This is a genomic window from Paracoccus mutanolyticus (assembly GCF_003285265.1).
Taxonomy (GTDB): domain Bacteria; phylum Pseudomonadota; class Alphaproteobacteria; order Rhodobacterales; family Rhodobacteraceae; genus Paracoccus; species Paracoccus yeei.
Genome location: NZ_CP030239.1, coordinates 97,578 through 113,692, shown reverse-complemented (window position 1 = coordinate 113,692; position 16,115 = coordinate 97,578). Strand labels below are relative to the sequence as shown.

23 protein-coding genes and 3 pseudogenes are annotated in these 16,115 nt (G+C 63.2%); 17 read left to right on the top strand and 9 right to left on the bottom strand.

Annotated features, from left to right (window positions below; genetic code table 11):
• The first annotated feature begins 191 nt into the window (after positions 1 to 191).
• A complete protein-coding gene (locus tag DPM13_RS19485; protein ID WP_145963283.1) occupies positions 192 to 569 on the top strand; it encodes a hypothetical protein in 378 nt (125 codons plus the stop codon).
• 123 nt (positions 570 to 692) lie between these two features.
• Entirely contained in the window at positions 693 to 995 is a 303-nt protein-coding gene (locus DPM13_RS21695) for an acyl-CoA dehydrogenase family protein (RefSeq protein ID WP_223252247.1), read from the top strand.
• 343 nt (positions 996 to 1,338) lie between these two features.
• On the opposite strand, the gene DPM13_RS21690 is transcribed toward DPM13_RS21695, so the two are convergent.
• On the bottom strand, positions 1,339 to 1,794 hold the full coding sequence (locus tag DPM13_RS21690; protein ID WP_223252246.1) for a hypothetical protein: 456 nt from the start codon (positions 1,792 to 1,794) through the stop codon (positions 1,339 to 1,341).
• 166 nt (positions 1,795 to 1,960) lie between these two features.
• Positions 1,961 to 2,122, bottom strand: a complete 162-nt coding sequence (locus DPM13_RS00620; RefSeq protein ID WP_223252245.1) for a hypothetical protein — start codon at positions 2,120 to 2,122, stop codon at positions 1,961 to 1,963.
• A 4-nt stretch (positions 2,123 to 2,126) separates the two neighbouring features.
• Between DPM13_RS00620 and DPM13_RS20205 the strand changes: the two genes are divergently transcribed.
• Both DPM13_RS20205 and istB read left to right on the top strand, forming a co-directional pair.
• The gene (locus DPM13_RS20205; protein WP_189654968.1) at positions 2,127 to 2,300 is read left to right on the top strand and encodes a hypothetical protein; all 174 of its coding nucleotides are present in this window, start codon (positions 2,127 to 2,129) and stop codon (positions 2,298 to 2,300) included.
• Positions 2,301 to 3,186: 886 nt separating this feature from the next.
• A complete protein-coding gene (gene istB / locus DPM13_RS00610) occupies positions 3,187 to 3,951 on the top strand; it encodes an IS21-like element ISPve1 family helper ATPase IstB (RefSeq protein WP_112887250.1) in 765 nt (254 codons plus the stop codon).
• A gap of 1,347 nt (positions 3,952 to 5,298) precedes the next feature.
• Here the strand turns inward: istB and DPM13_RS00595 are convergent.
• The 4 genes and pseudogenes from DPM13_RS00595 to DPM13_RS19480 form a co-directional block, all read right to left on the bottom strand.
• Positions 5,299 to 5,499, bottom strand: coding sequence for a GntR family transcriptional regulator (locus tag DPM13_RS00595; protein ID WP_262983300.1), 201 nt, complete (start codon positions 5,497 to 5,499; stop codon positions 5,299 to 5,301).
• 185 nt (positions 5,500 to 5,684) lie between these two features.
• Positions 5,685 to 5,792: pseudogene (locus tag DPM13_RS00590) on the bottom strand (IS5/IS1182 family transposase); the annotation flags it as partial.
• 130 nt (positions 5,793 to 5,922) lie between these two features.
• Positions 5,923 to 6,051, bottom strand: a pseudogene (locus tag DPM13_RS20200) (transposase); the annotation flags it as partial.
• 407 nt (positions 6,052 to 6,458) lie between these two features.
• Positions 6,459 to 6,656 carry an Hsp20/alpha crystallin family protein gene (locus DPM13_RS19480; RefSeq protein WP_145963282.1) on the bottom strand — a complete coding sequence of 66 codons (198 nt, stop codon included), beginning with the start codon at positions 6,654 to 6,656 and terminating at the stop codon, positions 6,459 to 6,461.
• 392 nt (positions 6,657 to 7,048) lie between these two features.
• On the opposite strand from DPM13_RS19480, the gene DPM13_RS00580 reads away from it, so the two are divergent.
• A complete protein-coding gene (locus DPM13_RS00580; protein ID WP_112888665.1) occupies positions 7,049 to 7,552 on the top strand; it encodes an amidohydrolase family protein in 504 nt (167 codons plus the stop codon).
• Between the two features lie 299 nt (positions 7,553 to 7,851).
• On the opposite strand, the gene DPM13_RS00575 is transcribed toward DPM13_RS00580, so the two are convergent.
• Positions 7,852 to 8,133 (bottom strand): hypothetical protein, encoded by a 282-nt coding sequence (locus tag DPM13_RS00575; protein ID WP_112887247.1) that lies wholly within the window; start codon positions 8,131 to 8,133, stop codon positions 7,852 to 7,854.
• A gap of 448 nt (positions 8,134 to 8,581) precedes the next feature.
• On the opposite strand from DPM13_RS00575, the gene DPM13_RS19470 reads away from it, so the two are divergent.
• The 4 genes and pseudogenes from DPM13_RS19470 to DPM13_RS00560 form a co-directional block, all read left to right on the top strand.
• Positions 8,582 to 8,779, top strand: coding sequence for a hypothetical protein (locus DPM13_RS19470; protein ID WP_145963280.1), 198 nt, complete (start codon positions 8,582 to 8,584; stop codon positions 8,777 to 8,779).
• A gap of 229 nt (positions 8,780 to 9,008) precedes the next feature.
• A complete protein-coding gene (locus DPM13_RS00565) occupies positions 9,009 to 9,167 on the top strand; it encodes an AAA family ATPase (RefSeq protein WP_112887245.1) in 159 nt (52 codons plus the stop codon).
• A 114-nt stretch (positions 9,168 to 9,281) separates the two neighbouring features.
• Positions 9,282 to 9,602 carry a hypothetical protein gene (locus DPM13_RS20195; protein WP_189654789.1) on the top strand — a complete coding sequence of 107 codons (321 nt, stop codon included), beginning with the start codon at positions 9,282 to 9,284 and terminating at the stop codon, positions 9,600 to 9,602.
• Positions 9,571 to 9,816: pseudogene (locus tag DPM13_RS00560) on the top strand (ParA family protein); the annotation flags it as partial. The gene DPM13_RS20195 and the pseudogene DPM13_RS00560, both read left to right, overlap by 32 nt.
• Positions 9,817 to 10,605: 789 nt before the next feature.
• On the opposite strand, the gene DPM13_RS24595 reads toward DPM13_RS00560, so the two are convergent.
• Complete coding sequence (locus DPM13_RS24595; protein ID WP_262983379.1) at positions 10,606 to 10,875, bottom strand: hypothetical protein; 270 nt, start codon at positions 10,873 to 10,875, stop codon at positions 10,606 to 10,608.
• Here DPM13_RS24595 and DPM13_RS21685 point away from each other — a divergent pair.
• From DPM13_RS21685 to DPM13_RS00545, 3 genes are all read left to right on the top strand, one after another.
• The gene (locus tag DPM13_RS21685; protein ID WP_262983299.1) at positions 10,777 to 10,980 is read left to right on the top strand and encodes a hypothetical protein; all 204 of its coding nucleotides are present in this window, start codon (positions 10,777 to 10,779) and stop codon (positions 10,978 to 10,980) included. The two genes, DPM13_RS24595 and DPM13_RS21685, sit on opposite strands and share 99 nt — an antisense overlap.
• Positions 10,981 to 11,462: 482 nt before the next feature.
• A complete protein-coding gene (locus DPM13_RS00550) occupies positions 11,463 to 12,032 on the top strand; it encodes a hypothetical protein (protein ID WP_112887244.1) in 570 nt (189 codons plus the stop codon).
• Positions 12,033 to 12,605: 573 nt separating this feature from the next.
• On the top strand, positions 12,606 to 12,869 hold the full coding sequence (locus DPM13_RS00545) for a hypothetical protein (RefSeq protein WP_112887243.1): 264 nt from the start codon (positions 12,606 to 12,608) through the stop codon (positions 12,867 to 12,869).
• On the opposite strand, the gene DPM13_RS00540 is transcribed toward DPM13_RS00545, so the two are convergent.
• Positions 12,866 to 13,363 carry a transporter substrate-binding protein gene (locus DPM13_RS00540; protein ID WP_112887242.1) on the bottom strand — a complete coding sequence of 166 codons (498 nt, stop codon included), beginning with the start codon at positions 13,361 to 13,363 and terminating at the stop codon, positions 12,866 to 12,868. The genes DPM13_RS00545 and DPM13_RS00540 overlap by 4 nt on opposite strands.
• A 68-nt stretch (positions 13,364 to 13,431) precedes the next feature.
• On the opposite strand from DPM13_RS00540, the gene DPM13_RS26355 reads away from it, so the two are divergent.
• From DPM13_RS26355 to DPM13_RS26350, 5 genes are all read left to right on the top strand, one after another.
• Positions 13,432 to 13,701 (top strand): hypothetical protein, encoded by a 270-nt coding sequence (locus DPM13_RS26355; RefSeq protein WP_397246234.1) that lies wholly within the window; start codon positions 13,432 to 13,434, stop codon positions 13,699 to 13,701.
• Positions 13,650 to 14,357 (top strand): hypothetical protein, encoded by a 708-nt coding sequence (locus DPM13_RS21680; protein ID WP_223252243.1) that lies wholly within the window; start codon positions 13,650 to 13,652, stop codon positions 14,355 to 14,357. The genes DPM13_RS26355 and DPM13_RS21680 overlap by 52 nt, the downstream gene beginning before the upstream one ends.
• A 296-nt stretch (positions 14,358 to 14,653) precedes the next feature.
• Positions 14,654 to 14,965, top strand: a complete 312-nt coding sequence (locus DPM13_RS19465; RefSeq protein WP_145963279.1) for a hypothetical protein — start codon at positions 14,654 to 14,656, stop codon at positions 14,963 to 14,965.
• The gene (locus tag DPM13_RS24590; RefSeq protein WP_262983217.1) at positions 14,962 to 15,096 is read left to right on the top strand and encodes a hypothetical protein; all 135 of its coding nucleotides are present in this window, start codon (positions 14,962 to 14,964) and stop codon (positions 15,094 to 15,096) included. Before DPM13_RS19465 ends, DPM13_RS24590 begins: the two co-directional genes overlap by 4 nt.
• A 519-nt stretch (positions 15,097 to 15,615) precedes the next feature.
• Positions 15,616 to 15,936: a hypothetical protein gene (locus DPM13_RS26350; RefSeq protein ID WP_397245279.1), complete on the top strand. Its 321-nt coding sequence runs from the start codon at positions 15,616 to 15,618 to the stop codon at positions 15,934 to 15,936.
• Positions 15,937 to 16,115 lie beyond the last annotated feature (179 nt).

The following is a 16,115-nucleotide window of genomic DNA, read 5'->3' as shown; positions in this document are numbered from 1 at the left end:
TGCTGCCGTCCTACCCCGATCGGCATGCTGGCGCCGTGCTGCTGCGGCTGGTCCGCATGGCGCAGGCTTATCCGCCCGGGCGCATAAGCCGGTCCGCTGTCCAGCCCCGCCTTGATCGCCGCCCGCAAAGCGTCGGCCTGCACCAGCATGGTCCCCGCCAGCACGGCCGGGGGTCCACGGCCGCATCGCTGGTGTCGGCGCTGCTGTTGTTCCGCTGGCCGCGCATGCCGGTTTGGGTGGCGGCTGAGCGTCTTGGCCAGCCTTGCGGCACTGGTCTCTATATCCGGCTGGACGATGATGACGGGCTCAACAACCCGGGCACCATCGAAATCCCGGCCGCCGGAGGCATTGCCCCAGGCACAACGCACATTGCCTTCACCGTGACAGCCTCGGGCGCGACCAAGACGTTCTTCGGCTTCCTGCCGACCTATCGGCTTACCGAAATGGGCATGGAGGAAAGCGCCTCGTTCCTGGCCGACAGCATCGCGCTTTTCGCCTATATGTTCCTGATCTTCCTGCCGAACGGGCTTTCCGGCGTCATGGAGCGCTCGGGCGCAAGACGGCGCTGATCGCGGCCTCGGTGCGTCAACGCCGGACCGCCGCCCGGACTGTTCGGCAGCTGGAGGCGGATCTGAGCGAGGGGCGCAGCGACCGCTTTGTGTTCTACGCCTTCGACCTGATACATCTGGACGGTGCCCTGCTTCCTGACCGAGATCTTCCGACCCGGTGCGCTATTCCGGCTTTGGCTTCAGCTTCAATACCGCCAATGCGCTGTTCGGCGGCACCTGCCGCTGGCGGCGGAAGGTCGGCTGATCTCGGCCATCGCGATCACCGAGCCGCAGACCGGATCGGACGTGTCGTCGCTGCGCACCCGCGCGGTCCGGGACGGCGACGGCTGGGTCATCAACGGCCAGAAAAGCTGGATCACCTGGGGGGCGGATGCGCAACGTGGGGTCGGCTTTTTGCTTCGCGGCACCGGCGGCGTTATCGGTTGATCGACGTGGCGATCCAGACCGGCCGCAGGGCAATCGCCGCGGCATCGTCGAGATCTGGTTTCCCTCGCTCGACGAGGACTGAGCCTCCAACCCTTTATCAAAGGATCATCGACATGGGCCGAATCCTGATGCTGATCGCTCTGGGCATGGTCGGGGGCGGGCTGCTGGGCCTGATGGCAGAGCTGCGTTCCCAATCGCGTTGCCACGCGGCATGGCGACGGGCCGATGACAGCCACGCCATCGTGCCCGCGATGGCTGGACTGCGTGTCATCCGTGCGACGCATTGTGAAAGGCGCAGTCGGCTTGCTCGCATTCGGCAGATCGCTGTGCGCGGCGCCCCCCGTCAACCAGCAGGGCAGCTCCCTGATATCCGCCTCGTCGCGGCGTGTTGCTGCCTCCCGAGATCTGGCTGTCGAGGTCGATGCGCGCCCGCAGCAGATCGCCTGCCGTACCCGGCTGCAAGCGCCGGGTGCAGCCGCAGCTTGCGCGCTGCGAACAGCATCAAGAGCGACTTGCCCGACCCCTGGAAATGCCAGATCAGCCCCTTGCGCGGCTGGCCGGCCACGACCCGCGCGACGATCTTGTTGACGCCGTCCACCTGCTGATAGCGCGCGATGATCTTGATGCGGTGCTTGCCCTTCTGCGTTCTCGAGTAGGCCGTGAAGCTGCGAGCGTAGCAAGGTTGCCGCGCATCAATGCAGTCTTCATGAGTAGTCTCGTCGAGTGACTGAAGTAAAGAAAGTAAGATTTCATCTTGAGCAAACTCCTTTGACACCGTGCCCAACCCGGGCTTGTTCATGCATTTCTCCGATGAGTTGGAGCAGTTGCATGACGGCATTGGTCGGGCGGAGAGTGTAGGCAACTTTCTCCGGTATCGTCAGATACTTCGCCCGCCTCCCGCATCCGCAGCCGAACCAGCCCGAGCGCCAGCAGGCCGCACAGCTCGGTGCGACGTTCGGCGGGTGTCACCTGCGCCAAAGCGAGGAGGAGAGCGCGAAATACATCACCAGGATCGCGGGGACCAGCGTGCTGCCGGTCTGCGACCGCACCACCTGCGCCTGGAACGTCATGTCGGACAGCGAGATCAGCGACACGACCGACGTGGCGGTATCGCATTCCGATGGCATTCGTTTGCCGAAGGGGCTCGGAAGGATCGCCCCGGCCATCGTCATTCCCGACGGCACGCCCCGTCCCGAGGATTCCGTGCAGACCTATACCCCGACCGCGCGGCCCGGCTCGCGCCTATCACCGCATCGCCGACGACGGCGCAGACCGCATGGCGACAACCTGCCCGAGCATGGGTGATTTAGCTCTCCATCGCTGTCCGGGTCGGGCCGGCCTGAAAAAGGCGATTCGATTGGCGTTCACAGTTATTCCGCGCCGGACGCCGGGGATCAGGTCTATGAGGCGCTGGCCACGCCAGAGGGGCTCGACCGCGCCTTCGCCAAGCTGGATACGATCAAGCGGGACGTGGCCGGCAGGCATCCGACGGCAGGCATTGACGATTCGATGCGTTGTACCCTATGCCAGACGTGATCTAGGACAACTGACCTATAATGGCCGCACCATCCACTCGTGACCTGATTGTCGAAAAGGCCGACGCCCTGTTCTACGAGGGCGGATACGAGGCATGATTTCGGCGCTGTTGTCGTCCCGGGCTTGTCTTTTCGATCAAGCAATATCCCTCTGCAGTTCATTTCCTATGCGCCAGCGACGCGACGCGTTTGGCCATTCACACGGGAAAACGGCCCGGCGCGCAAGCCCGGCAAGGGAGGATGACGTGACAGGACGTTTGCAGGGCAAGACTGCCCTTATCATGCCAACAAATCCCGACAATATGAAGAATGCCGAGGTCTCCGATGATTTCGGGCGATCAAGAGGCCGAACTGTCGGACGCGTCAGTGCGGGGCTTGCGGCCGTTGAGCCACCTAGGCCATCTGGAATGAAGGGAGCTGACCAACGCTTCCGTAAGGCAGGTTCAGCTGAGAACGGCGGTGGGAAATTCGTCCACGGTAGCGGTGGCTTGGTGCTGCTGCGGGCGGCGTAAAAGTCGTCCACCTATTCCCTTTCTGCGGCGGCAGGGAGGGCGTGAGGATTTACAGCGTGGACCTATATCTGAGAGTTCGCCAGGCCTGCGCGGCAGGCCCGTATCTTACATGCGGCTACTCTCGGTCGGTGCGGAGGGCGCGGCATGAATGATGCGCCGGAAATCCTGCTCGCCCATCACCTCAAGGCGCTGAAGCTGCCCACCTTCCTGCGCGAGCATCAGAAACTGGCCCGCCAATGCGCGACGGAAGGGCTGGACCATGTTAGATACCTAGCCCGGCTGGTCGAACTTGAACTGATCGATCGAGAACGGCGGATGGTGGACCGTCGCATCAAGGCCGCGAAGTTCCCGGCCGTCAAAAGCCTCGACAGCTTCGACTTTGCGGCTATCCCGAAGCTGAACAAGATGCAGGTGCTGGAACTGGCCCGGTGCGAATGGATCGAACGGCGCGAGAATGTCATTGCCCTCGGCCCGTCCGGCACCGGCAAGACCCATGTCGCCCTCGGCATCGGGCTGGCCGCCTGTCAGAAGGGCCTGTCCGTTGGCTTTACCACCGCTGCGGCGCTGGTCAGCGAGATGATGGAGGCCCGCGATGAACGCCGCCTGCTACGCTTCCAGAAGCAGATGGCCGGATACAAGCTGCTCATCATCGACGAACTTGGCTTCGTGCCGTTGTCGAAGACCGGCGCCGAATTGCTGTTCGAGCTGATCTCGCAGCGCTATGAGCGCAGATCGACCCTGATCACCAGCAATCTGCCCTTCGATGAATGGACCGAAACCTTCGGTTCCGAGCGTCTCACCGGCGCGCTGCTCGACCGACTGACCCACCACGTCAACATCATCGAGATGAACGGCGAAAGCTATCGCCTCGCCAACAGCACTGCCCGAAAAGCGGCACCACCGTCCTGAAATATCTGCCCGATTTGGCCCTAACGGGCCAGTGCGCCATGGCACGCGCCAGCTATGTGGCAAGCGCGCGCGCCATGGCGCACCGTCACCGCCACCTGGCCTGGTTTTACGCCGCCGCGTTGCCGGGTTTTGCACCGCCGTTGACAGCCGGTGATCCGGCACGCATCGATCGGCTCAGGTCCTGACGAGGTGCGCACCGGGCGCAGCGCCGAGCGATGCCAGCAGGACACGCGATCCTCGACACCGAGCGCGCTCTGCGATGCCGGCTGATTGGAAGGGGCGGCGGGCACAGTGCTTGTTCCCACCGGCCTTGCCGCCGTGACCCTTCCCCTGCTGATGGTCTATGGCTATCGCCGGCAGCATCACTGAGCGATTCTGGGCTGCTGTGGACCCACTATGGCTGGATAGATGCTTGATGAGCGCGGGCAGTTCAGTCTGCACTGTGGTCCAGACGACATGCAGGTCGATGTCGCATCGCCATCGCTGCGGCGAACGGCTATCCCGTCGCCACCCGCGATGTCGCGCCGTTCATCGCCATGGGCGTGGACGTCGTCGATCCGTGGGACCCGATCCCTCCTGGCCCATGATGCTGCCGCAGCGCCACCACGGCGCGCTGGCGTCCGCAGATCAGCAGGCAATCCTCTTCGGCCATGCCCTCCGTGAAAGCAATGGCATCGGCCGCTGCTGTCACCGCCTGCACCGATGTCGGTCTGGCGCCGTGCCTCGAGGTTTTTTGCTCTCATAGCGGTGAGCGCTTACCGTCAACTCCCCGATCTCGGCGTGCAGGGTCTTCACATCCACCCGCGCGCCGGCCTCGTGGTACCGAGCGCACCTGCAGCGTTCTCCAAGATCGCAGCAGACTGCGGCGAGAGGTCTGTAGGGTCATGGCAAGCTCCTTATTCGGCTGCATGGCTGTGGTGCGAGGCTTCCGCGGCGACCAGCGCGCGGACGCGCGGGATCAGTTCGCGCCCGTATTGCAGCGCGTCGGGCAGCGGGTCGAAGCCACGGATCAGGAAGGTGCTGACCCCAAGCCAATACTCGCCGTGCAGGGGCAGCAGCCATCCATGTCACGCGCGTGGCATAAGCACAGCGGCGGGCCGGTCACTGAGGTCATGGCGCGGGTTTAGGTTGCGCGCATAGAGGCCTCGACGCTGATCCTCCCCCACTGAAGTGGTCCGCCGTTATGTTTAGGAAACGGAGGATTGAGAATGGCAAACAGGCGATCGACGCCCGAGGAGATTGTCTCGAAGTTGCGGCAGGTTGAGATCCTAATGGGGCAAGGCAAGATGACTATTATTACGGCCCTAACGGGGAAACGATGGTCGAAGCAGAGCGTGACAAGCGCACCTATCCGTCGCCGGCAAGCCAAACCAAGCCCATCTGGTTCGATGCAATTGCGAACGTGCCCGATTTCGGGACGATGACCACCAGCCCCTCGACCTGCAACAGGTTCAACGCCTCGCGGACCGGGGTGCGTGACACCTCGAAGGCCTGCGCCAGGATTTCCTCGGACAGATTTTCACCGAACTCGAATTCGGCGTTGACGATCGCTGCGCGAAGACGATCGGCGATCTGCTGCGACAGCAGTTGCTTGGCAGCCGATCCGCCGCGCCTCGCGCAGCAGCCCCGTTTCCGCGGGCTCCATGATGATGCACCTTCCTCAGGCTCGACGCCTATTACCAGGAGATGATCAAGGGCGTCATCATCGTCGCCGCCGTCGTCGCCGACAGCCGACCAGAAAAAACGCGGCGGTCATCGACGCGCGGCTTGCCGTGGCTCTTGGGAAAGAAGGGCTGAAGCCGCGCTATCTGCGCCTCGGTCAGCCAGAAAAGATTGCTCATCCGTCAGTCTCCTTGCAGAGCCTGAATCATGCCCCGAGCGGATGATGAATGGGTCCTTCTCTATTCGGCGTGGTCAGGTCAAGCGCCGTCGAGCGCTACACCGTTGTGGGCTGGTCGTTCGCGGGCCACGCCAGGAAAACGGCATCTCTGCTGCCAGCGCCCGCTCGATCATGTTGCGCGCGATCGCGGGTTTGGTGGCGAAGCCGATCTCCTGCGGCACATGGGCCTTGCGGCGCCGTTCGGGATCGTCCGCCCAAGAATTCAGCGCATGATGGAGCGCAATTACAAGGTGAAGACATTCCGGACGCCTGCCGCCGAAGGTGGCGTAATCGACCGTGACGGCATCCAAAACCAACCGGTTGCCTCCATCGCCCTTCCGCTGCCTCGTCTTCGCTAAAATTTGGGGTAGTTGTAATCGGTCAATGCGACCGTGCTTGAGCGCTGGGACGGAAATGCCGACCTGGCTCGATAGCTCCAGATGGGCGGTCAGTTCCGCCCCCCGCATCCGTGCCAACAGCCGGACGTTCAGGTCTTTCATCCGACAGGCATCGCCCACGGCAGATACTGGCTCGCCGGGGCTTCGCCAGTCGGGCGGTTCGCACGGAGCGGAGGGGACGCCGCAAACCGGCGACCGCCGTGGCAAATCGCCGTCCTGACCTCGATGCGCTAGACCCTGGCCTGGGCCTCGGGGGTCTGTGGCAGCCTGATCGTCGGAACCCCGTTCTTGAATGATGCGTGCGCCTTTTCGCCATCCACTCCGGGCGGAAGCGGAATTGTCTCGGTGATCGCGCCGCAGCTGGTTCGGAGAGGTTGTAGCCCTTCTTCTCCTCCGGCGCCGGTGCTGGTTTCCAGTTCGGTCAGCATGTCGTCGGTGAGGGTAAAGGCGCGATGTCCCGATCCCCAAAACCCGGTAGCTGATCTAGATTCCGATCGCATTGACGCTGACAACCGCAGATTTTCGCTCGGGCCGCTGGTCCAGGGCCAGTCGAGATGGCCGATGCGGTTCCGGAAGTCGAATTTCGAGCCGTTCTCCTTGAAGGCCGAGGTGATCTTGCTGCTCTTGGCGTCTGGCGCGCCGGCCTTGCGCGCCTAGGGGATCAGGTCTTGTTCTGCTGATGGTGTCTCCTTCGCTTTATCATGCGTCTTGATGACAATTCGAAATTTTCGGCTGCGGCTCACGGGCTCGGGGGTGCTTCAGAGTGAGGACGCCTCCGCGCATCTCGGACTGGATCAGCTCGGGCTTCGTCAAGCTGTTCATGGACGGGGTGATCGACAGCCGCACCGCTTGCGCTTGCCTGCTGCGGGATTATCCCGACCAGCCCGGCCATCGCGGGCAGCCGCTGTTCGCGGATTTCGACCGCATCGCCACCGAGATCGACCGGCGCGGCCTGCAAATCGCCGTCCATGCCATCGGCGACGGCGCGGTGCGGGTGGTGATCGACGGCTATCAGGCGGCGTCGTCCGCCGGCGGAGTAGCGCCCGATGCGATAGGTGACAGCGCCTTCCATAGGCGCTCCAGGGTCCGGGCAGCCTTTGCCTTGATCTCGATTCCGGAAGACTGCGGGTTCCATTCCTGGCCGGGCTCGCGGCTTTGCAGCTGTTCCAGAGGGACGATTTCGTCCGACGTTGCATCGCGGACGGAGTCGAATGCCAGACGAATCGCGCGACGTCAACTGCCAACCCGCGCTCTCCGCGGTCACGCTCGGCCTCGGCACCACGCGCGACGTTCGTTCGCCCGATGTCATCAGGAGCTGCCTTGACCGCGTTTGCTTCGCCGGCTCAATCGCAGGAGTTCTGCAGCAACGGGGACGGCTTCCGCATCCTGCATTCGACACCGCATCGCCATAGCGAGACGGCGACGGCGCAGACCGCGGTCGAGTCGCGCACATGATCGATCAGCGCCGAGGGCGTGGCGCGGCGAAGCATCTGCTGAGAGCATGCGTCTCCATCGCGGACTCGATGCGCTGCCCAAGGGCAAGCAGGCGGTGGTCGGCGCCCAGCGGCAAGCGATATCCGATCCCGAAACCTTTTCAAATCTGCTCATTAGGATACCACGCAGCTATAATCTGTGGTAGCATTTCAATCGCAGCCGCGTCGCCTCGATGCGCACGATCGGGTCCAGCGTCGGATCAAAGCTTTCCGGCCGTCCGAACACGTCGACGGCGATGAAATAGGCCTTGATGCGGTCGGCCCGTCCCTCAAGCAGCGCATCGACGATATAGGAGAGGAAATCGCGGTTGCGCGACGAGGTCTGGAAGGCAGACGCCGATGTGGTCGAGGCCGGGGCCTGCTGAGCGGCGCCCTGAATCTGGGCGATTACGTCTATCGCGACCTGCCGCAACTGGCGGACCGCACGGTGACGGAGAGACGCATTGATTGTTGCCCTTGATGCCTCTGTTCTGATCTTCTTTTTCGAGAAAGACGCAAACGCCCCCACTGATCCCGCTACAGGCAAGCCGTTGGATCGCTGCTATGACCGGGTGAACCACCTGATTGCAGAGATAGCGGCTAACTCAGGCAAGATTGTAATACCAACGCCCGCTCTGGCCGAGGGGGCGAATCGGTATGGAGAGGAAGACCGAATACAACATCTGGTACTGGGTGGTGGCTTTCATAGCCGTGCTCTTCATCCAGAGCCTTTCGCGTGTCTGCAACACAGCGTTTCCGAAACTCGCACGTCAGAAACAATTCCTTACAAATCTATGCGTGCGCCCGAGTGATTGTCGGGCCACATGCCGAACTTGTGGCGGCAAGAAGCAGTTCGAGAACTGATAACTGGATATGCAACCATGGCACGCCAAACCATTGCCGGCACCGCACGACAGGTCGCGCTTTATGAGCCGCTCTTGTTGAGCCTGATTAAGGCTGGCAGACCGGCCTTGCCTTGCGACTGGGTCATGCTGTTCCGCAAGTTCGCCGGCTTTTCCGACCGGACGTTCCGGCGGGTTCCTGCGGCGGCCGCAGCAGGGCCGAGTTTATCATCGTGAGACGGAAACCGGCGTCGCTCGCCGTCTATGGCGTGGACGTGGACGAGGCCAAGGCCGAGTTGCAAGAGGTCGTGGAGTTCCTCAAGAGCCCGTCCAATACGGAAACTGGGCGCGCGCATCTCCAAGGCATCCGGGTCGTCGTCGCGCCGGGCAGGCGCAAGGATCGCCGGCGGGGCAGGGACCTGCAAGGCGTGATCTTGTTTTCGATCTCGGGGTCGGAGTCGTCGAGATGTTCGTCGGCGTCGGCGCAGCAAGGGTCAGAGACCTCTTCGAGCAGGCCCGCAAGGCGGCTCCGGCGATCATCTTCATCGACGAACTCGACGCTCTCGGGCGGGCGCGCTCCTCCGGCCAGATCGCCGGTGGCCATGATGAGCGTGAGCGACGCTGAACCAGCTTCTGAACGAGCTCGACGGCTTCGACCCATCGGTGGGCATCGGCTCCGGCCGCGAGGAACCGTTCAGAGAGCCTGGACCAGCCTGCGGTCGATCCGCACCAGATCCACATGCACCGTGATGACGGCGGGGTCACCATGGCTGTGCAGATTCTCGGAAACGCGCACCAGTTCCTGTCGAAGCCCCTGGAGTTCAACGAGCAGGTCGAAGACGACACCGACGGCTTTTCCGGGGCGTATCTTGCCACTCTCGTCATCGAGGCAGCATGCTGGCCAGCGTCGAAAGGCAGATGCGGCACGATGGCGCCTTCAGCAGATGCCGTGGAACGCATCATCCCGGTTGGCCCAGCAGAACTGCGTGCACAATCCGCGCGACGCGAGATCGTCGACCATCACGACATCGACCACCAGCTTCATCGGCCAGCTCTCTGAGGCGCTCGAGGATCTCTCGCACGGGTTCGAGAACTTCCCCACGGGGAAGATCCGCCTGCCCAAGGCCTTCGCCGATGTCCGCTTCCTGATGACGCGGTTCGAGCCCTCGAACGAGTTGCACCAGGCCATGCTCGGCGCTTTCCGCCAGGTCTTCGGCGATCGCATGGCCGAGCACCCGATCGAGCTGACCCGCGCGGTCGAGCAATCCGGTCGCGCGGTCGGGATCGACGAAGACCTCGGGCATGGCGCTACGACTGCGATCGGCCCGGCTTTCTCGGCACCGGCGACCAGTCGTCCCTGGCTGAACGCGCACGCTACAGCGCCGCTCACTGCTGAGCGATGACGCGAAGGTGCGCGACATCGTGGATGGCGTGTGCAGCTCATCTGGATCGGGTCTTGAAGACCTGATCGGATCTTCTCGAGCAGTCGGCGCAGGATCTTCCTGCACCGTGCGTCACGGTCAGCCCATCCCGTGCACTGACTGTATGAGACAGTAGCGAAGGTGTAGAGACACGGTAGTCTGTCGCTGCAGTGACACTGCAGCGCTCAGATGCAGATCGGCTGATGTCGCTGACTGCCGAAATGTCCGGATGCAAGTGCAGGATGCAGACGGAGCTTCTACTTTGTCACGATACAACCCAAATCACTACGTTGCCCCCATCTACGCTGCCGCGCAAAAATGGCACGATGCAGCGCTTTCAGCAGGGTTGTCGGTTTTCACCGATGAGAAAGAGATTTGGACGCCGCCCCTTCTTGACGAATTCAGCGGCAGCGGTTCGGCGCCTCTGTGGATAAGTCGGCAGGCTGGGGAAAACGGGTGATGGCGATGACGGCGGGAAAAGCGGAAGCGGCGGCGCGGCGTGGATCGCGGCTGCGGCGGCGGACGCGCGATCGCCGACCGGCTGAGCGCAGGGCAACAAGCTGCTCACATGCATCCCAACACCGTTCTTGAATAGTGTGCTTCTGCGACAGCGATGCTCGTTAGGCAGGAGCACCGATGTGCCTAGATTCTGCGAAATTCCGGCCAGATGTGGACGATCTCGGCGTACAGCGAGACCTCGTCCCCTACCTTGACGGGGCGGTGGAACTTCATCCCCTCGACCGGATGGTGGCGCTGCGCCGGGCCGTCATCGCCTCGAACGAACCCGGCCATTCCTATGTGGCTCCCGAGCACCTGCTGATCGGCCTTGCCGAAGAGGGCGAAGGCCTCGCGGCGGCGATGCTGCGCAAGCTGGGGTTGACGCCGCGGCGTGCGTGCGGGCAATGTCGACATCGGCTCCGCAGGAAATTTCTGCCACCCTCGATTCAGCCATTTCGTCACCAACCACTGAAAAGTCGCGAAAACCCAAGGCCCATGGGAGTCCGCGCAGGGCTCTGAGCGGATCCCGTCATCGGCAGCCCATTCGAAGATGCCATAGGCACAGCAGCAGTGGGTTGAGCGCCCGTATATAGAGCAACCCGGTGCTGATCGGCGAGCCCGGCGTGGCCAAGACCGCCATCGTCGAGGGACTTGCACAACGGATCGTCGCGGGCGAAGTGCTGGGCGCTGCGTGACAGCGGCACGCCGGCCACATCAACTCGATGGCGAATTCCGTGCGCCAGTTCGCGGCGAGTTCGCGGAGTGGTCCAGAACGATCCTCAAGCAGATCACCGAGGAGGGTCATGCGCGATCCCTTTCCATCAAGGCAAACCCCGCCTCGGCCAAGGCGGTGGTGAAGGCGCCGGGCGCCGGTACAGGGCCGAACCTGCAAAGCCGGCGCGTTTCGGTCCGGGCGCTGCCGCCCAGGGCCGAGGAGATCCAGAGCGCCGGAAATACATCGAGAAGGACGCGGCACTCGAAAGCCGATTCCAGCCGGCTATGTGGACGAGCCCACGGTCGCACAGACGATCATGATTCGCGCGGCTCGCGACACGATCGAAAGCCCCTCGGGCGTTTTCCGCGAGGGTATCCGCGCGCGCCGCGCGGTATTCGCGCCACCGATCCATCAGAACCTTTCGCACCGAACGGAAATCCAGCCCGAATTCGTCGGCCACTGCGCGGGCACTGTCGCGCAGGAGTTCGATTCTGAGGTCGGGCAATCAGCGCGCAGGACTATCTGCAGCCCGCAAGCAGTTCGACCTCGCGGCGCAACTGAAGAAGGAGCTGGAGGCCAAGCAGAAAGAGCTGGACGGCTTCTCGAGATCTGGAAGCGCGATCATGCTTCAGCCACGGCTGAGGCGCGCGCCGATGATGTGGCGCAGATCGTCTCCAGGATCACCGGCGTTCCGGTCACGGAGCTGACCACCGTGGCGCAGGACAAGCTCCTCAAGCTCAGCAGAAGCCGCATCGAGCGCGTCATCGGCCTGGAAGAAGCGACCGCGCCGTGGCCGATGCGGTGCGCCTGGCGCGTGCGGGTCTGCGCGATGATCTGCGGCGACTCAACCTCCTGATCTCGGGAAAACGCGGAGGACGCCCAGATCGAGAGCTACATGCAGGCCGCCCAGTCCATGATCGAGGGGTGGATCGGTCGCCCCGTCTATCGCAGCATCACGCGATTGCACCTCGTCCTGCGAAATCCAAGTCACCTCACGCCTCCTCTCGTTCGGGACCCTTCGAAGGCCTGCCGCCTGCCCGTCGCGAGGGAATTGATATTCCGTCGAAAAGGCACACCTGACAGTGATGTGACAGTGCGTCCGCCGCCTTGAGTTCGGAACCCCTATTTCGGCAACCACGGGCTGCAAAAACGCACAGCTGCCAGCGGAATCACGCGTTCGGCCAGCAAATCTTGCGCTAACGTACGATGCGCGGCATGGAGGGCAGTTGACGAGCCCGAGCAGCTATGGGTTACTGATGGGGCGCTGGCGGCCTCATCCGTGCCGCAGCACGAATGGGAGACCCGGATCGACGAGATCCTCGTCTCATCCTGCACAGTCGGAGATCCGGTTGACCGTCGAGTTGCAGCTCAACCGGGTGAAGCGGCCGCCCCCCGCGACGGGGCGTGAATGCATTCGACGGGGCGTGACATGCATCTGGTGAACAGCACCTTCGACGAATTGCAGCCCGGCGACAGCGCCGAGCTGCGCCGGCTGATCACGCCCGACGACCTTTACGTCTTTGCGGCGGCATCGGGGAACTACAACCCGATGCCTGGTCGGAAGACGGCAGAGGGTCGTGTTCGGAAGATCGAAAGCGACTCCGGTGAGCAGCTGGACGATCAGGCCAAGGCCGGGATCGAGGAGCCTCAGCGAAGTTGCCGAAAACAAGACGGACGTCCGAAGCCAGGTTAGGGAGAGGGCAGCCATGGACGCGTATCCGAGGTGTGGCAGCCGAAGATGACCGAGATGCCCTCGGCTGTCATCATCCTTTCGGCATGCTGCCTGAAGGCATTGGGATCGCCTGCGGGATCACTTTCCGCAATCTCGACCGGCCGACCGAGGATCCCACCCTCGCGGTTGAGTTCGTCCACGGCCAGTCGAACGCCCAATGCATGTTCGCCTTCGGGCAACCCGGCTCGAGGCCGCTGCCTCGAGACAAGAGGCAGGACCATCCCTATCCCGACGTGCAATTCGCCGAGGATCAGCTGTGGGCCGAAGCAGATCGTCGAGGCGGTCTGGCGCAAGGCCTTTGCCGACCTGGCCACCAGTCGATCGGCCTTGGCCCGCTTCAGGACGAACCTGTGCAGCGTCCCGCCCGCGGCGCCGGATCGGCGCCCCGCTGCCGCCCGCGCGGGATGCGGCGGAAGCGGACCGGCGCCAGCCTTCTTTGACCAATCGGGGATCACCTCGGTCGATCTATCACACCGATGCCGAGGATCTAGCGCGGCTGCGCGCGTTGGTCCGCGACGCGGATGTGGTGATCGAGAATTTCAAGGTCGGGGGGCTGGCCCGCTTCGGGCTGGACTATCCGACGCTGGCGGCGGGCAATCCGGGGCTTCTGAGACCATCGAGGAGGAATCCCGCGCCGCCCGCCGCGCCGTGCCTGAGGTGCCGCCTCCATCGAACGGAACCGGGCCCCGGCGGAACCACGAGGCGGCGGCGTGACGAGCTCAACCAGCCCGACGAAGTGCTATGCTGGATATCGGCATCGCCGACGACGGCATTCCCGTCGCGGTCGTCGTGACCGAACCCACGGGGTCCGAGACCCAGATCTTCGCCCGGGTCGGCGAGGATCTGATCGATGCGGTGGTCAAGGACCGCATCCGGGCAGAACCGGGGTCGCGCATCCTGGGTCTCACTCAGGCGGAAGTGTTCAAGATCTGCAGAGAACGCGGTCGGAGACACTGCGCGGCACGCTGGTCGAGCCGGGTTGATCGGCGAGGCAACGGGGCGCGCGCCCGTGGACAGGGCGCTTGCCCGGACCAGTGTCTGGCTCAAGCGGTCATGACCGCCGCCGCGTGGCGGCCGCCCTGGCCGGCGCGGAGACAATCGGCACTACGGAGTGGATACCTGAACAGGGGAGGGATCAATGACGACAGGCGTCTGCTAAACCAATCCGACACGATGCAGGACATGCATGTGCAGCCTGTCCGGGAACTGGTGGCTGTCGTGCGCAACAGGTGCCTGGCCCCTGCTCATGCCCGGCTTTGTCGACACCCACACCCACCTGACGCAATCGCTGGGCAAGCGCAGATCGTGGCGCTTGTCCTGCCGAGCGTGGCCTGCGCCGTGCTCGACAAGGTGGTTGCACAACTGGTCCAGCATCGGCTGGGGCTGGCTGATCGCGATTTGCGCCTTGGCTGTCAACAAAGTCGTCATGGCTTGTGCCTTCGTGTCTGACGCTTGTGCTTGCCATTCTCGTATGATGACGCGGAAGCGACATTCTGGTCCGTGTCGACATGTCCGGAAGCCACTCCCCCGGCTTGTGTGCAGGTCGAATCTCGCGCTGATCTGGCGGCCTGCCCGCACTGCCAAGGGGTTCTGTCCGAAGTGCGCGACGCGCGGCCGCTTCGCTATCGCTGCCAGATCGGCCACGCCGCGGTCTTCGGGGTGATGATGATCCTCCTCGGGCACCGCTCGCGCGGTGCGCCGGACTGACGCCGCCGGCCTGACCCGGTCGCCTCGCTGTGCTTGAGATGGGCGATGAGGCCTTGCCGGCGGCGCGGTCCCTGATGCGGACCCGGCCCGAGGTCATTCTTTACGGTTGCACCTCGGGCAGCTTCATCGAGGGCTCGCAGGATATTCCGATCCGCATCGCCTGCGAAACCGACACGCATTGCCTGACGACCGATGTGGCCGTGCATGCCCCCGTTACCGACATTGTAAGGGCGGATCGCTCGGTCCCTCGTCGTCCGGTGGCGTGCCCGCTGCCTCTGGGCATCGGCATCGTTTTCGTTTTTCGTTCGATTTATCTTGCTGAAGTCATACTGCCTTTCGCGCGGAGATGACGCTCATCTTCCTCGGCGCTGTCGTGACGATCATTCTGACCGCGGCGCTTCTCAATCGCCAGACCGATTGGTTGCACGGCAGCGACGTTCATCGATCGCTCCCGGAGCAATGCGACATTTACATGGCCTGATCGAGAAGGTCGCAGAGATCGTGGAACCGCAAGGCACGATGCGAAGCTGATCGATGAACTGCGTCTTCTCAGCCACAAGGCCTTGACGGCCGAGCGCGTGGCGCGGTGGCGTTCGAAGAACAGCGCATGGAGCGCGTCGAAGAAGGTGGATTTGCCAAACTCGTTGGGCTCGCACAGCACGGTGATGCCGTCGCCGATCCCACGATATCGATCCGGTCGGCTCTTGCAAGCAGCTGCCTTGGTCGACTTCAGCTAATCCAGTGCCGGTGAATTCGAGGCGAATACTTCCAAATGGGGCATTTTTGAATTTCATTATAGCAGCACCAGCTCGGGCTGCGGCACATGCCGTCATAATTTCCTCCCGTATTTGCACACTCCGGGATAAGCGATGTTTGCTTTGCCCTAGACGTGCCGAGGTAATCATCTACCGTCCTGCCCGACCGCGATGACATCGGCGCCTCGGCCCAACACTGCGTCCTCGAGTTCGAGCCGTCCCGGCCGCCGCAGATCGAGCCGCTGATGGGATACACGTCCAGCGGCGATCCCTATCGTCCGATTCGGCTGAAGTTTCCGGATCGCGACAGCGCCGTGCACTTCGCAGAGCGGCAGGCTGGCACTATGTCGTGCTCGATGAAGCTGGGGGAGCGCGATCAACCGTGCCAGCGCTTTATTCCGGGCTTTGAAATTGCGGGATTTACTAGAAGGCGGCGACCGGATTACCCGATCGCCGCCTCTCAAGATGCGTGTAGAATGAAAGCAGCGTCCAGAATCCGTCAACCAGCTTCAGGGAGAGTTTCGATCCGGACCAGAAGACTCGGTCGAATCCATCCCCGCCACTGATGGCCAGTTCGGTTATGTTGACGGGTCTGACTTGACGCCAGCATCGACAGTGTGATGACGGCCAGCACATGAAAGGTCTGCGCCAGCACGTGTCCGTATGATTTCCATGACCATTCCTGCTCGCAGATACCACCCCCGGCTCTCCGGGTCAGTCGTCGCGATCAGGCTTCCGCTGTCCT

Bases quoted from the DNA above. Each gene is read 5' to 3' on its own strand.
- DPM13_RS21690 (WP_223252246.1), bottom strand. From the start codon at position 1,794: ATGAACAAGCCCGGGTTGGGCACGGTGTCAAAGGAGTTTGCTCAAGAT.
- DPM13_RS00620 (WP_223252245.1), bottom strand. From the start codon at position 2,122: ATGCCATCGGAATGCGATACCGCCACGTCGGTCGTGTCGCTGATCTCG.
- DPM13_RS20195 (WP_189654789.1), top strand. From the start codon at position 9,282: ATGCACCGTGATGACGGCGGGGTCACCATGGCTGTGCAGATTCTCGGA.
- DPM13_RS24590 (WP_262983217.1), top strand. From the start codon at position 14,962: ATGACGCTCATCTTCCTCGGCGCTGTCGTGACGATCATTCTGACCGCG.
- DPM13_RS19480 (WP_145963282.1), bottom strand. From the start codon at position 6,656: ATGCTGACCGAACTGGAAACCAGCACCGGCGCCGGAGGAGAAGAAGGG.
- DPM13_RS21680 (WP_223252243.1), top strand. From the start codon at position 13,650: ATGCTGGATATCGGCATCGCCGACGACGGCATTCCCGTCGCGGTCGTC.
- DPM13_RS00580 (WP_112888665.1), top strand. From the start codon at position 7,049: ATGGACGGGGTGATCGACAGCCGCACCGCTTGCGCTTGCCTGCTGCGG.
- DPM13_RS26350 (WP_397245279.1), top strand. From the start codon at position 15,616: ATGGGATACACGTCCAGCGGCGATCCCTATCGTCCGATTCGGCTGAAG.
- DPM13_RS00545 (WP_112887243.1), top strand. From the start codon at position 12,606: ATGCATCTGGTGAACAGCACCTTCGACGAATTGCAGCCCGGCGACAGC.
- istB (WP_112887250.1), top strand. From the start codon at position 3,187: ATGAATGATGCGCCGGAAATCCTGCTCGCCCATCACCTCAAGGCGCTG.
- DPM13_RS24595 (WP_262983379.1), bottom strand. From the start codon at position 10,875: ATGTCGACATTGCCCGCACGCACGCCGCGGCGTCAACCCCAGCTTGCG.
- DPM13_RS19470 (WP_145963280.1), top strand. From the start codon at position 8,582: ATGGCACGCCAAACCATTGCCGGCACCGCACGACAGGTCGCGCTTTAT.
- DPM13_RS19465 (WP_145963279.1), top strand. From the start codon at position 14,654: ATGGGCGATGAGGCCTTGCCGGCGGCGCGGTCCCTGATGCGGACCCGG.
- DPM13_RS00565 (WP_112887245.1), top strand. From the start codon at position 9,009: ATGTTCGTCGGCGTCGGCGCAGCAAGGGTCAGAGACCTCTTCGAGCAG.